Origin of the sequence: Planktothrix mougeotii LEGE 06226 (assembly GCF_015207485.1) — a bacterium.
Classification (GTDB): domain Bacteria; phylum Cyanobacteriota; class Cyanobacteriia; order Cyanobacteriales; family Microcoleaceae; genus Planktothrix.
Map to the genome: position 1 here is coordinate 62,422 of NZ_JADEWU010000022.1, position 14,742 is coordinate 77,163.

General features: G+C 39.9%; 14 protein-coding genes. 8 read left to right on the forward strand and 6 right to left on the reverse strand.

Going from position 1 to position 14,742, the window contains the following annotated elements; translation table 11 throughout:
- Positions 1-318: 318 nt before the first annotated feature.
- The gene (locus IQ236_RS11950; protein ID WP_193869455.1) at positions 319-1,461 is read right to left on the reverse strand and encodes a GlcNAc-transferase family protein; all 1,143 of its coding nucleotides are present in this window, start codon (positions 1,459-1,461) and stop codon (positions 319-321) included.
- 88 nt (positions 1,462-1,549) lie between these two features.
- A complete protein-coding gene (locus IQ236_RS11955) occupies positions 1,550-2,182 on the reverse strand; it encodes a vWA domain-containing protein (RefSeq protein WP_193869456.1) in 633 nt (210 codons plus the stop codon).
- 401 nt (positions 2,183-2,583) lie between these two features.
- Between IQ236_RS11955 and IQ236_RS11960 the strand changes: the two genes are divergently transcribed.
- On the forward strand, positions 2,584-3,657 hold the full coding sequence (locus tag IQ236_RS11960; protein ID WP_193869457.1) for a hypothetical protein: 1,074 nt from the start codon (positions 2,584-2,586) through the stop codon (positions 3,655-3,657).
- Between the two features lie 33 nt (positions 3,658-3,690).
- Positions 3,691-4,074, forward strand: coding sequence for a hypothetical protein (locus IQ236_RS11965; protein ID WP_193869458.1), 384 nt, complete (start codon positions 3,691-3,693; stop codon positions 4,072-4,074).
- Positions 4,075-4,157: 83 nt separating this feature from the next.
- Here IQ236_RS11965 and IQ236_RS11970 read toward each other — a convergent pair whose 3' ends face one another.
- From IQ236_RS11970 to trpS, 3 genes are all read right to left on the reverse strand, one after another.
- Positions 4,158-4,802: a DUF2225 domain-containing protein gene (locus IQ236_RS11970; protein WP_193869459.1), complete on the reverse strand. Its 645-nt coding sequence runs from the start codon at positions 4,800-4,802 to the stop codon at positions 4,158-4,160.
- 405 nt (positions 4,803-5,207) lie between these two features.
- Complete coding sequence (locus tag IQ236_RS11975) at positions 5,208-6,095, reverse strand: methylenetetrahydrofolate reductase (RefSeq protein WP_193869460.1); 888 nt, start codon at positions 6,093-6,095, stop codon at positions 5,208-5,210.
- A gap of 35 nt (positions 6,096-6,130) precedes the next feature.
- Positions 6,131-7,138: a tryptophan--tRNA ligase gene (trpS, locus tag IQ236_RS11980; RefSeq protein ID WP_193869461.1), complete on the reverse strand. Its 1,008-nt coding sequence runs from the start codon at positions 7,136-7,138 to the stop codon at positions 6,131-6,133.
- Positions 7,139-7,290: 152 nt separating this feature from the next.
- Here trpS and IQ236_RS11985 point away from each other — a divergent pair, with 152 nt between their 5' ends.
- From IQ236_RS11985 to IQ236_RS12010, 6 genes are all read left to right on the forward strand, one after another.
- Positions 7,291-7,590: a hypothetical protein gene (locus IQ236_RS11985; RefSeq protein ID WP_193869462.1), complete on the forward strand. Its 300-nt coding sequence runs from the start codon at positions 7,291-7,293 to the stop codon at positions 7,588-7,590.
- 351 nt (positions 7,591-7,941) lie between these two features.
- Positions 7,942-8,787, forward strand: coding sequence for an ion transporter (locus IQ236_RS11990; RefSeq protein ID WP_193869463.1), 846 nt, complete (start codon positions 7,942-7,944; stop codon positions 8,785-8,787).
- A 66-nt stretch (positions 8,788-8,853) separates the two neighbouring features.
- Entirely contained in the window at positions 8,854-9,084 is a 231-nt protein-coding gene (locus tag IQ236_RS11995) for a hypothetical protein (protein WP_193869464.1), read from the forward strand.
- Complete coding sequence (bioF, locus tag IQ236_RS12000; protein ID WP_193869465.1) at positions 9,074-10,252, forward strand: 8-amino-7-oxononanoate synthase; 1,179 nt, start codon at positions 9,074-9,076, stop codon at positions 10,250-10,252. The genes IQ236_RS11995 and bioF overlap by 11 nt, the downstream gene beginning before the upstream one ends.
- A gap of 321 nt (positions 10,253-10,573) precedes the next feature.
- Positions 10,574-11,833 (forward strand): S-layer homology domain-containing protein, encoded by a 1,260-nt coding sequence (locus IQ236_RS12005; protein ID WP_193869466.1) that lies wholly within the window; start codon positions 10,574-10,576, stop codon positions 11,831-11,833.
- 15 nt (positions 11,834-11,848) lie between these two features.
- On the forward strand, positions 11,849-12,364 hold the full coding sequence (locus IQ236_RS12010; RefSeq protein WP_193869467.1) for a DUF29 family protein: 516 nt from the start codon (positions 11,849-11,851) through the stop codon (positions 12,362-12,364).
- Positions 12,365-12,737: 373 nt separating this feature from the next.
- Here IQ236_RS12010 and uvrB read toward each other — a convergent pair whose 3' ends face one another.
- Positions 12,738-14,735, reverse strand: coding sequence for an excinuclease ABC subunit UvrB (uvrB, locus tag IQ236_RS12015; protein WP_193869470.1), 1,998 nt, complete (start codon positions 14,733-14,735; stop codon positions 12,738-12,740).
- Positions 14,736-14,742 lie beyond the last annotated feature (7 nt).

Below are 14,742 nucleotides of genomic sequence, written 5' to 3' on the forward strand. Positions count from 1 at the left end.
TGAATCCTTGTTTGGCTTTATGTAAATTAATATAACAGAATGTAAACAATTATTGCAATAGTCTTGGCAAAATATTTTTTTCACTCCCAGTTGCCCCTGAATTATGTCTATCGGGATGGAGTCGCCGGACATCCATTGCTGAGTAGCTAACCTATATATAGGATAGAACGCCGTAACTTGGCGGAAAGCTACTGCTGTTGATACTCCCCGCTCTCAAGAGACGGGGATTCTTCAGCAGTCCAGAGACGGACTCTTAAAGGCATAGTCAAAGTGCCCCTAGACACTCCGCAAAGATTAATTTCTAGCGTTATGCTTACTTTACGAATTACTGATAACTGATTTTCTGGGAATTCCTTTTTGGGCTGTTTCTGATATTTCTTGGGTTTTGAAATTAATCCCACAAAAACTTTGATAGTCTTCTAAGGTTCTGATATTGCCAATATCATAAATTTCTAAACTATCTAATTCTAAAGGAGTTATTCTTAATATTTTTTTGATACGTTCTCTGGATTTCTGTTCTAATTTGTACCATTCGGAATTAATATCCCAATGTTTTTTAGCATTGGTGCGAGTATAATAGTGATAAATTGTAATTTGATAAGGATAGAAAATATCCCATCCTTTTGTCCAAGCTCTCGTTGAAAGGGTAATTTCTTCTCCGCGAAAATACAAAAAGGGATCATAGGGAACGTCTAAATAAAATTGTCGGGGGGCGAAAATAAATCCTCCGGCTAGAAACATTCCTAACTGAGGTTCAGAATAGGACGCGATACTTTCTCCAGCAATAAAACTCAGAATACCATGTTCATCAAAATGATGGGCGGTTAAACGAGTACAGGGATATCCTGGGGGAATTTCATCGGGGGGAATATAAGGGGGAGTATAGGCAGAAAGGACAGGTTTGGGACTCGGACATTGGGCAAGTTGTTGCAATAATAAACTATCCCACCCTTCGACAAACCGATGGTGACTATCTAATTGTAAAATAAAATCTTCATCATGGAGTAAGCGTTGACCGAGGGATCTTGCCCAACAAACACCGAGGGATTGTCGGGCATCAATTTCTATCATTTTACAGGGGAATTCCTGCATTTTTTCAGTGATTATTTCATCTTCCCCTGGAATAAATTGCCAAACAATTCCAAAGGTTATTTTTTCAGGACGGTGGGCTTTTTTTAACGCATCTTTAAGGGTAGGAATAAGTTCAGAATCTCGATAGGCTGCTAAATGTAAAAATAGTTTGGGATCGGTAAAATTAAGTTTGGGTAAAGATAAAGGTTGGGTTGGGGCGATCGCAGACGGCAAATCAGAAGAAACCGTTGGGGTCATATTCTGTGCCAATTCTAATATTTTAAAAGCCACAGCAGCCCGTTCTGATGCAGGCAAAGTTCCGTCTATCAAAATAGAATCTAAGGTTTTGATAGATTGAGAAACGAGCATTTGCAGGGAGGAATTTAACATGATCAGCAATCCCTCAAAATAAAAATAATCATCTTCATAAGATACAATAAATCAAGGGTTCATTCTGTTCAAAATTTTGATTTTCCTGTTAATCAACAATAGCTTTGAGTAACATATCCGTTAAACTCATCGCTCCTAAATCCGATAAAGTAATTGTATTACAAATATCAAATTTAGCGCCTTGACTTTGTAAATCATCATCAAGGATGTGGAAAAACTGAGTCACATCGGCGTTAGAACCCACTTGAATCAGTTCAATGGCTAATTCTTCATCTCGGTTAAGTTGATTAGCAGCATCAATAATAATTTGTCGGAGGGCTGTGGGATTTTCAATTTCTCCAGACGTTACAATAATAATGGTTTCGCCATTGGCTTTGGCTTGTTCCGTTGCGCGTTGTCCAAAATAGTGATCAGTCGCATCTTTTAACACCGGAGATAAACGATTTGTTCCAGAAGGTTGATGCTGTTCAAAGATATAAATCACTTTGTCAGATGTGACTTTTTCATAGCGTTGAAATTGATCAGAAAATAAATAAAGCGTAATCCCATCAGGATCAAATTGTTCACAATAGCTGGCGATCGCTAAAATTGATTCTTGAAGCAACGCCCAGCGACTTTTACCTTCAGATTGTTCCAGGGTTGCCATACTCTTACTACTATCAATAATCAAAGTATAATCTCGCTCGCGTAAAACCGATCCTCCCTCTAACAAAATGTCCATTTCTGTTGACTCCCATTTTTAACGGTATTATTAACCTAGCAGGTCTTGGAATCATTGCACTCAAACCCTAGGCAATTCAGCAATTGATATGTTAGGATGGGGCGCAATCGCTAATCTTAAGTAAGGTTTCAGACTAATCTACAGTTGTGGGTCTGTTGATCTTACCCAGAAACCGAGTTTCTCAAGTCGTTTCCTCGGAACAGAATTGAACTGTATCCGTAAAGTTGGGTGACGATACCGGAAAATAAACTCAGGTTGTTGAAGCTCTCGTTGCACAGTTTTATGTTCTAAGACAGGGATCTTTCCCAGATGACAGGATTTAACTGCATCAGAGGAAACAAATCTTAGAATGTCTGTGTCATCTGTGCCATAAGTTGTCCAGTATTCGTGGATGCTTCCCCATGAAACCTAGCCCCTCCAACCGTCGCTGGAGAGCGACTTCCACTGCAAATGAGAAGCAGCCCCGCCCTTTGATTTTGGCGTTGATGTTGACTGGCGTTTTAGCTATAGAAGCTTATCCAACGGTTGTACAATCTGCTTTTGCTCAGACCCAAGCCCTGCTTTCTCACTCCATGACAGTTGCTCAAAACCGTCTCTCGGCTTCTGTGGAGCCTGAAAATCAATCCTTATGGGATCTATCCCCAAACACCACAGTTGCTTCCCCGGTGACACCGACTTATCGTGTGTTACCGAACCCGTTATTTAATGTTAAAGGACAGTTACCCAAAACCATTCCAGTTGTTTTTGAAACAACACCGTTAAATCCTGAAAGGGTACAATATTATGCCGAGGCTGCTCCGGTTTTACCCGCTTTAGTCGATACAAAGGTTCGGGAAATGATTGCTAAACAATCAGGAGTTGCGCTCACCGATCTTAAAATCGTAGAAGCGCGTCAACAAACTTGGCCCGATACCTGTTTAGGACTCGCAGCAGCAGAGGAAGTCTGTGGACAAATGTTAGTGCGGGGATGGCGAGTGGTGGTGTCCGATAGTCGCCAAACTTGGGTTTATCGCACAGATGCTCAGGGGAGAAATATTCGTTTAGAATCTCAAAATCATTCCTTTAAGGTACCTTCTTCCCTCTTAGAAACTGTGTTTGAGGATATTCATCAACAGTCGGGTTTATCGCGTTCTGAATTAACTTTGGAAGCGGTGGAGGAACAACTATGGCCCGATGGCTGTTTAGGGTTAGCAGAACCGGGGATGTTTTGTACCCAAAGTTTAGTGACGGGTTGGCGGATGATGATCGGTCATGAAAATCAACGATGGGTTTACCGCACTAATCAAACAGGTTCTAAGTTTAAATTGGATCAAGCTGCAAGTTCAGTGATGCCTAGTTTGCGGGTACAATTTCTCAAGATTCCGGGGGATAATTTTTTATCGCCTTGGACAGAAACTTTAATTGCTCATCTACCGACTCCCTGTCAAGTTTCAAATTTTGTTAATTTATCAATAGGGCAAAGTTGCTCAAATTAATACTGATTTTGAAACTACGATTAACGATAAAATATGGCTGATTTAAGTGGAATTTGGCTCGGAACTTATTGGCAACAGGGAGTTCCAACTCGTTTTGAAGTAACATTTATTCAAAGCGGGAATACTTTGGCGGGGAATATTTTAGATGAGGGTTATTTGGGAGAAGCTCAAATTAGTGGGACAGTGGTGGGTCGTGGTGTGAGTTTCACCAAACAATATTTAACGACTTCTCCTGACCTGGTAAGTTATACGGGTACTGTCTCTGAGGATGAAAATTATCTTCAGGGACAATGGCAAATTAGCCGTTTATCGTCGGGAACTTGGGAAGCGCATCGGCGAGGAGATAATTTAACTTTGGAATTTAAGAATAAAATTGCTCAAAAGGTTCCCATTTTATCCTCAACCATTGCGAATTAAACTGGATTTTAATTAAAGGGTGCGTACCCTCCAATAGCCGTACCCTTTAACTCAAATCTTTCACGCCTGTCACCCTGTTTCTATCAACGCGAAAACACTTCTTGAGGATGATCCCGTTGTTGAGTCGCAAATTGTGCCATTTGCTGCCATGACTCGTCTGTTTGTGCTCGTTGAATCACCTTGTTAAACCAGGTGTTAGCTGCTTCAATTTCCCCAATGCGCCGATAAAGTTCACCAATTAAATAGGTAATGGTTGCTTCCTGTTCCAGAGGCACAAGGTTTTGTACTAAAGCTTCACGGAAATACTCCAAGGCTAAACGACGTAAATAAGCTTCATTGTCTGTGCCTTCATCAAATGCTGCCCACGCCCCTTGAAGATAATTATTCCCCAATTCCCAAACATTATCTCCTGCAAGTTGACGAATTTTTCCATAGAGTTCATAGCGTCGCCCTGCATTCAGTGTTTCTACCTGACATAAGGGGGTAATCACTGTACAGATTTGGCTTTTCAGGGTTTCATCTAATGGGTTCTTAAAATCTTTATTATAACCCGAAAAACCACAATCTGGACAGGTATTCATCAGAATTGGCATGGGTGCATAACCCATTGTCTGACTATGGAAATCAGTGTATTGTCGTCCGAAGGAATTAGTGCTTCCTAAATCGAGAATGGTGATTTTTCGATGACAACAAGGGCAATTTACGGTTTCTTCCATAACGGTAGTCATTGGGTTTTGATCCTTGATGATAGGTTTAACTTTTGTTGTGTGTTCAGCCAATCTCACTTCAATGGCTTGAGGGAATTGCTGATATCTTTAATCATCAATCATGACCCGGTAGAAACCAGTGATTTTAATCTTTAAATTCTATGATTATTGAGTGAAATTTTTGTGGTTTATATAAACAGATAACGTGATAAAAATCACAAATCAACTAAGAATAAACCTGTTGATCCGCTTGAAAATCATAATTTTACTGAAGTAAAATAACTTGATTATTTGTAGGGTATGTAACGTGATCAAAAGTTTAAATGGAGGGTACAGAACATCATCAGGGACATCAAACTGAAGGTAAGGGGGAGGAACACCTCACCCCTAGGATGAATTGCGGGGTCAGTGATTGTTCCGTATTTTTTATAACGGTTTAATTCTTGCTAAATCTAAGATTTTAGGAATTAAATCTTCCCGTTTAACGGCCATAATATGCACACCTTGACAAAGTTGACGAGCGATTTTAACTTGTTCAGATGCAATTAAAATGCCTTCTTCTAAGGGGTTTTTCGCTTGTTCTAAGCGATTAATAATTGAATCAGGAATCTGAACCCCCGGAACAAATTTATTAATAAATCGCGCATTTTTAGCGGATTTTAATAGAAAAATTCCGGCTAAAATGGGTTTTGAAGTTCCGGCGGCAATTTCGGTCATGAATTTATCTAATTTATCAAAATCCGTGATTAATTGACTTTGAAAAAATTGGGCTCCGGCTTTTAATTTACGTTCAAAGCGACTTTGTAACCCTGACCAACTGGAAGATTGGGGATCAACCGCAGCACCTGGAAATAAATCTGTTGCGCCATCGGGTAAGGGTTTTTGATTCCAATCTAAGCCGTGATTGAGTTTATCAATAGCTTGTAATAATCGCACAGATTCTAAATCAAAAACGGCTTTCGCATCCGGGTGATCTCCTGCTTTGACGGGATCACCCGTTAAGGCTAAAATATTTCTAATTCCTAACGCATGGGCTCCTAATAAATCTGATTGTAATCCAATGCGATTGCGATCGCGACAGGCAACTTGACAAATGGGTTCGACTCCGTGATGCAGCAGAATAATGGAAGCCGCCAGGGAACTCATACCTAAAACAGCACGGCTACCATCGGTAATATTAACTCCATGAACCCGACCTTTTAACAGTCTAACCATTTCAATCATGTGGTTTGGATCTGCGCCTTTTGGGGGTGCGACTTCAGCCGTAACAATAAATTCATCTAGGGTTGAACAAGCAGTACGAAAACGGTTCATTCTTAAGGGTTGATGTTGTTTTTCAAATTATAAAATTACAAGGGTCGGGAATATCCCATTGCATCTTTAACCCGATTTAGGGTTTCATTGGCGACAGCTTCAGCTTTTTCTCGACCTGTTCTTAATACAGATTCTAAATAGCCTTGATCATCCATTACGGCTTTATATTTTGCTTGGATAGGTTTGAGACTTTCAATGACCGTTTCTGTGAATAAAGGTTTAAATTGACCCCATCCCATGTCTTGACATTCGGCGGTAACTTCGGCTTTGGTTTTATGGGTTAGAATGCCATAAAGCATTAATAAATTATGACATTCGGGACGGTCAGAATCATCAAAGGTTAAACCCCGAACTGAATCCGTTTTACAGCGTTTAATTTTTTTAGTAATTGTATCGGGATCATCTAATAAATTAATCCGGCTTAATTCTGAGGGATCGGATTTTGACATTTTGCGAGTTCCATCAGTCAGACTCATCACCCGTGCACCTTCGGGACGAATTAAAGGGTCAGGTAATTTTAGGACAGCCTTCTTTTGACCGAATAAATGATTAAATCTTACTGCAAGATCACGGGTTAATTCCAGATGTTGTTTTTGATCTTCTCCAACGGGAACTTTATCCGCATCATAAAGTAAGATATCCGCCGCCATTAACACGGGATAATCGAGTAAACCTGCGCTGACATTTTCCCCCTGTTTAATGGCTTTTTCTTTAAACTGAATCATATCTTGTAGCCAATTAATCGGGGTAATACAATTAAGAAGCCAGGTGAGTTCACTATGGGCGGAAATATGGGACTGAACAAAAATTGTAGAATAGTTTAAATCGATGCCACAAGCTAAATATAGGGCGGCAATGGTGTAGGTATCTGCGGCTAAGGTGGCTGGATTATGGGGAACGGTAATCGCGTGTAAATCGACAACACAGAAGAAGTTATCGTATTGCGCTTGATTATCGACCCAGTTGCGAATAGCACCGAGGTAGTTCCCTAGATGAAGGTTTCCGGTCGGTTGTACTCCTGATAGAACTCGCTGTTTACCCATGAGATTAATGTCAACTGAACTTAATACTCTATCTTGGCATGAATGGGAGTCAGTCGTCAGTCCCTAGGGAAATTTGATCTGGGGTTTGGGGATTCTCAGAATTTAATTACATAATGAGAACAAGACTCTAAATCGTGAAGGAGAAAACCTTGATGACTATTCCGAGTAAAAATTGGGTTGAGCAACTGAAAATTTGTTTAGACTTAGCAAAAACGGTAGAAACTCATCCTGAAGCTAATCAATGTTTTGATGAACTTTTGACAGCCATTAAAACAGAATCTCCCGAAATGGCAGAATTATTTAACTTAATTTGGCAAGATTTGATTGCGGCTCGTCGTGCGGCTTCTTTTTGGGAACAAATGTCAGATGTTGAAAAAGAGATGGCAAGTAATATGATGGAAACGATGACTCAAATGCGACAAAATCAGCTAAGGTTAATTCAAGAAATGTAAAAAAATACAGTTATCAGTAGGGGCGGGGTTTCCCCGCCCATAGAGAGTTAAAAGTAAATCAACTGTCTACTTGTTAAGTAAATAAATGCTTGGGTAAGTTTATATCGACGATTATTAGCACGCCTTTATACTGACACCTGATAATGGATGATGGGTAGGAGAACCCTACCCCTACAATTGATAATGGATGATGGGTAGGAGAACCCTGCCCCTACAATTGATAATGGATGATGGGTAGGAGAACCCTGCCCCTACAATTGATAATGGATGATGGGCAGGAGAACCCTGCCCCTACAATTGATAATGGATGATGGGCAGGAGAACCCTGCCCCTACAATTGATAACAAATCAATGGCTAAAAAAATTAAGCGTAGGATATTTTTAGTTTTAGAAGCAAAAGACCATAAACAAACGTTAAGCCGAGCTTGTGAATATTTTTTGATTTTTTTAATTTTATCAAATACTCTGGCTGTTTGTATAGAATCTATTGAAGAAATTTTTGAAGTGTATGAATTTTATTTCATTGTTTTTAATCGATTTTCTATCGGGGTTTTTACCTTAGAATATCTATTAAGGGTATGGTCATGTACAACCCTTGATAGATATCGCCATCCGATTTGGGGAAGACTCCGATATATGGTAACACCCCTAGCGATTATTGATTTAATTGCTTTCTTACCCTTTTATCTCCCTTTTACGAATGCTGACCTAAGAAGTATTAAATTATTTGGATTAACTCGATTTTTACAGCTTCTAAAATTAGGTCGTTATTCTCGTGGAATTAAAATTTTAGGTGAAGTCATTCACTTGCGTCAGGAAGAACTAATTTTAACCTTAAATATTGTATGTTTTTTATTGATTTCTTCAGCTACCTTAATTTATTTTGTCGAGCATGACGCTCAACCGGATAAATTTCCAAATATTCCGGCGGCGATGTGGTGGGGAATTATTACGTTAACGACAGTCGGTTATGGAGATGTTTATCCCATTACTCCTTTAGGAAAAATATTAGGGGGAATTTTAGCCTTATTAGGGATTGGACTATTTGCCTTACCTGCGGGGTTAATTGCCTCCGGTTTTACTGAAGTGATCACAGCTAATAAAAAGTTGGCTGAAACTCATGCTCCTAGGGTTTGTCCCCACTGTGGAAAACCTCTGGATGAACAACCGAATAATCAAACCCATCTCAAAGATTAATCAACGTTGCACTTATGCTTTAAAATATTTAATATCATTACAGGGAAATCAGGAGGAATCTGAATCATGGGTCTGGAACGAAGACAATTTAGAGGAATGTTTGAACCGACGGAAGTGGTTGAACTCCGTCAACTTTGTTTTACCCCCAGTCGCATTTTTGAACCCGGACATTATATCGCTGGGGATTTACCTGATATTGCCTTTAATTTGGGATTAGTTGATAAATTACCTCCCGTTCGGGGCAAAAGTGCCGAAATTAGTCAACCTTATTCTTCCGATATTGAACATGATCAATGATGCTTACGCTTGGATAGAAAAAGCCCTGGAGACGATTCATAAAGTTGATTGGTATCGTTCTGTTCAAACGGTAGAAAATCAAGCAGGTGCTACCCTAATCCTAGAGGGAAAACCCTTGATTAATTTTGCGAGTAACGATTATTTAGGATTAGCCGGAGATCAACGGTTAATTGATGCGGCCATTGCAGCAACTCAATCATTTGGAACTGGAGTTACGGGTTCTCGATTGTTAACGGGACATCGCCAACTTCATCGAGATTTAGAATTAGCGATCGCTAATTTTAAACAAACAGAGGATGCGATTGTTTTTAGTTCCGGTTATTTAGCAAATATTGGCACCATTAGTGCTTTAGTCGGACAACGGGATTTAATTTTATCCGATGAATATAACCACTCCAGTCTCAAAAATGGAGCGAAAATGAGTGGCGCAACGGTGTTAGAATATCAACATAATAATCCTGAACATCTGCGAGAATTACTAGAAGGAAATCGTCTTCCTTATCGAAAAGCACTGATTATTACCGATGGTGTTTTTAGTATGGATGGGGATTTATGTCCTTTACTGGATTTACTCGACATCAGTGAAGAATTTTCCTGTATGTTATTAGTTGATGAAGCTCATGCTACGGGAGTTTTTGGAAAAACAGGAGCCGGATGTGTAGAGTATTTTAATTGCACCAGAGAAACCTTAATTCAAATGGGAACCCTCAGTAAAGCGTTCGGAAGTTTAGGCGGTTATGTGGCGGGTTCGGCGGCACTGATTGATTTTTTAAGAAATCGTGCCCCCAGTTGGATTTACACGACTGGATTAAGTCCGGCGGATACTGCTGCGGCTTTAGCTGCGATTAATATTGTGCAAACTGAACCTCAACGGCGAGAACAATTATGGCAAAATGTTGAAACTTTAAAAACCCTATTCCAAGAAAAACAACTCCGCTTTAATATCCCCCTTTCTGAATCTCTTTCCCCTATTTTTTGTGTTCCCATCAAAGATGCAGCAACGGTATTAACTATCGGACAAAAACTCAAAGATCAAGGAATTTTTGCCGCCGCTATTCGTCCCCCCACTGCTCATACCAGCCGCATTCGGATTTCCTTAATGGCAACTCATACCCCCATACAATTACAAACCTTAGTTCAAGTTTTAGCTGAGGTAATTCCTGTCTAAAAATTGCAACTGGGGAATTGCTAAAAGCAGGAAGAGAAACTTTTACCCTTGAGATTAAAATATTATCCCCAGAACTTACGCAAAAACCCGGTTTCTGAACCCAAAATCAAGCTTGTCACTCTGAGCCTCAATGAGAAACCGGGTTTTTTAACCCCTGTGCGTCAGCCCTGATCTCCATTTTTCTCATAATTTCTGTTAAAATAAAACGATTAGCTGATCAATAGCAGTGTTCAAGGAGTTGTCATCCATTAAACTAATATGAAACCGCCAAAAGTATTGATTCTGTCCCCGATTTCCAATTTCCTGTTCCCTGCTAGATCAATGAAACAGATTATTTTAATCCTAAGTTTAATCACTTCCCTTTCTGCTTGTGCTAATAGTCCCACTGGAAAAGCGATTGAAAATTCCCTAAAAGCTGATCCTTTATTACAAACTAATTCCCCCGCACCTCAAGCAACAACCGCACCCGTTACTAACCCTGAACCTTCTATTCCTGCTGTTGAACTTCCCAGTGATTTTCCCTCAGAAATTCCCCCCTATCCTAACGCAACTTTGCAGACGGTGATGCCTCCCACCCCAGATTCAACGGCGGTGATTACCCTCTGGGAAACAACAGATCCCAGTAATGTTGTTCAGGCTTTTTACCAAAAAGAGTTAAACGCAAAAAACTGGAAAATTATCGAAAATTCGGCTAACGAAACTAGCGATAACCTCACGGCGGAAAAAGATAATTTAAAAGTGACAATTGCTCAACAACCTAATCCAGAAGCTAACGGAAAAACCTATTTTCAAATTCGTTATCAACCGCTTCCGATAGAAACAGCAAGTTCTCCCACACCAACACCAACTCCAACTCCAACTCCAACTCCAACTCCAACTCCAACTTCTAATCCTGAAAAACCCGATAACAATTCTGTTCCGAAAGAGTTAAGTTCCTTGGTGTCTGATGTGGCTAAATTGGGTATTTTTAAAGCTCCTAATTCTCAAGAAACGGGAACCTTACCTGATCCTAATGGTAAAATTACTCGCAGTCAATATGCCCGATGGATTGTAGACGTTAATAATCAATTATATGCCGATAATCCCGCTAAACAAATTCGTTTAGCTGTTCCCAGTAGTGACCCTGTATTTACAGATGTTCCCACCACCTATCCTAACTTTGCAGAAATTCAAGGATTAGCAGAAGCGGGGTTAATTCCCAGTCCCTTATCGGGAGATAATACGGTTACGAAATTTCGTCCTGATTCTAACTTAACCCGTGAAGATTTAATTCGCTGGAAAGTGCCGTTAGATACTCGACAAGCGTTACCGAAAGCCAGTCTTGATGCTGTTAAAGAACGTTGGGGGTTTAAAGATACCTCTAAAATTGATGCGGGAGCTTTACCTGCTATTTTAGAAGACTATAATAATGGAGATAATTCCAATATTCGCCGGGTTTTTGGATTTACAACTTTATTTCAACCGAAAAAAAACGTAACTCGCGCCGAAGCCGCAGCCACCCTTTGGTTTTTTGGCTTTCAAGGAGAAGGAATTTCAGCCAAAGATGCCTTAACTGATACTCCAAAACCCCAACAAAATTAACAAGAGGAGCACCGGATGATTCAGGAATTAGAAGATTTAAAAACCAGTATTTTAGAAGGTCGATATCAAGATGCGTTAACCTTGGTTGAACAATTGGATGGCATGAGTAGACAAGCTAAAATTGATGCCATTGAGTCCCAGTTAGTGAGGCTGTTGATTCATCTTGTTAAAAATCAATTAGAACAGCGATTAACTAATTCTTGGGCGGCATCTATTCGGGGTGCGTTAGTGGAAATTAAAAAGTTGAATTTGCAAGATAATCGAACTTCGACTTATATTCAGCAGCAGGAATGGCAATCTTTAATAGAAGATGCTTTAGAATCTGCCATTAGTGATGCTTCTGTAGAGGTTTTCAATGGAGATTATACACCTTTTCAAGTTTCAGAAAGGGTGAATCGGGAGGCTGTAATTTTAGTCGCTCATCGTTTAATTGATTTAACCTATCGTTTTTCTAAAAAGGAGTTACCGAATAGAATTAATCAAGCGTTAATAGAATTACCCGGAGGAGTCACCTGGGGGAAGGGTCATTAGCGCAACAACCGTTTGATATTGTTAAGTTTAACTTATTAATTTCGTTATATTGTTTTGGTTTTTAAAAGATTGTCAGGAAATTCTGATATTTTATTGAAAATTACTCTCAAATAGTTGACGCAATTATGGGGGTTGTGATACCATAGAAAAAATAGCACCCAAGGGGTTATTGTGTCTAAAGGCAAAAAGGGCAGCTACAACCCTGATTCTATCGTAAAATATGCTGATTTCCTGACGAAATTGAGAGGAGATGTGACACGAGTTTTTGGACTGAAACCAGAGGCCTTAGAAAGAGGGGTTGACAAAATACACATTTTGTGCTGTAGACTTTAAAAGGGAACTTTCCCCTGTTGCTGGACATATTGACTCTATCCTAATGTCCGATTAGTTTATCGCGTAATTGTTTAATGCGATCGCGGAGTTTAGCGGCTTCCTCAAATTCCAATTGTTTCGCTGCGGCTTTCATCTGGGTTTCTAACTGAGTAATCACATCGGGAATACTTTCTAACGGTAATTCTTCAAAGGTTTCCACCTGTTTTTCTACGGTTTGAGCATTTAACCGTCGAGACACATCCAAAAATTCCAAAATCGAATTACTGGATTTTTTGATAATTTGTTGGGGAATAATCCCATGTTCTTGATTATAATTTTGTTGAATCTCTCTTCGTCGGTTGGTTTCCTCAATCGCTTTGCTCATACTTTCCGTTAAATTATCCGCATATAAAATAGCCTGTCCTCGGATATTGCGCGCCGCACGTCCGATGGTTTGAATTAAAGAACGTTCGGAGCGTAAAAACCCTTCTTTATCCGCATCTAAAATCGCAACTAACGACACCTGGGGTAAATCTAATCCTTCCCGTAATAAGTTCACCCCAATTAACACATCAAAATCTCGGTTTTGTAATCCTTGAATAATTTCTATCCGTTCAATAGACTGAATTTCTGAATGCAAATATCGAACGTTTACGCCTCGGTCTTGTAAATATTCCGTTAAATCTTCCGCCATCCGTTTCGTTAAGGTGGTAATTAAAACCCGTTCATCTCGTTCGACTCGCTCTTGAATTTCTCCATATAAATCATCCACCTGTCCTTCCGTTGGACGCACGAAGACTTCAGGATCAATAACTCCCGTCGGACGGAGAATTTGTTCGACAACTTGACCTTGAGATTGTTCAATTTCCCAATCTCCGGGTGTGGCTGATACAAAAATACATTGATTGACTTTTTGCCAAAATTCTTCGGCTTTCAACGGTCGATTATCCGCCGCACTGGGTAAACGAAACCCATGATCAATTAAAACTTTTTTTCGAGCTTGGTCACCATTATACATTCCCCGAATTTGAGGAACAGTAACATGAGATTCATCGACGACTAATAACCAATCATTGGGGAAATAATCAATTAAACATTCTGGAGGTTCTCCCGCTTGTCGTCCGGCTAAATGGCGGGAATAGTTTTCTACGCCATTACAATATCCTACCTCCCGTAACATTTCTAAATCATAACGAGTGCGTTGAGATAAGCGTTGTGCTTCTAATAATTTACCTTGGGTTTCTAATTCAATAACTTGCTCTTTGAGTTCCTGTTCAATATCATGACAAGCGATTTCTAAGCGATCTTCTGGGGTTACGAAATGTCGCGCGGGATAAATACTTAATCCGTCTAAACTTTGTAAAACTTCTCCTGTTACCGGATCAATATAACGAATGGCTTCTATTTCATCGCCAAAAAATTCAACTCGAATAATTCGATCTTCATAAGCGGGGCCAATTTCTAATACATCTCCTTTGAGACGAAACCTCCCCCGTGTTAATTCCACATCATTGCGAGTATATTGAACAGCAACTAATTCCCGTAATAATTCCCGTTGATCAATTTCTTCTCCCACTTGTAGGGGAATAGCCGCTTTTAAATATTCGGCTGGCATTCCTAAGCCGTAAATACAACTAATAGAAGCCACAACAATTACATCTCGTCGCTCAAATAAAGATCGCGTGGCGGAATGGCGGAGCATATCAATTTCATCATTAATAGAAGCAGTCTTTTCAATATAAGTATCGGTGACGGGAAGATAAGCTTCTGGCTGATAGTAATCGTAATAACTGATAAAATATTCAACGGCATTTTCAGGAAAAAATGACCGAAATTCGTTACATAATTGGGCGGCTAAGGTTTTGTTATGGGCTAAAACCAAAGTCGGACGACCAATTTTTTCAATCACCGAGGCGATGGTAAAGGTTTTTCCGGTTCCCGTCGCTCCCAATAGGGTGCTAAAGGGTTGTCCTTCCTTAATATTATGGGTGAGTTTAGCGATCGCTTGGGGTTGATCGCCAAGGGGTTGAAAGGGAGCTTGAAGTTGAAAGGGGATCATAAAGGGG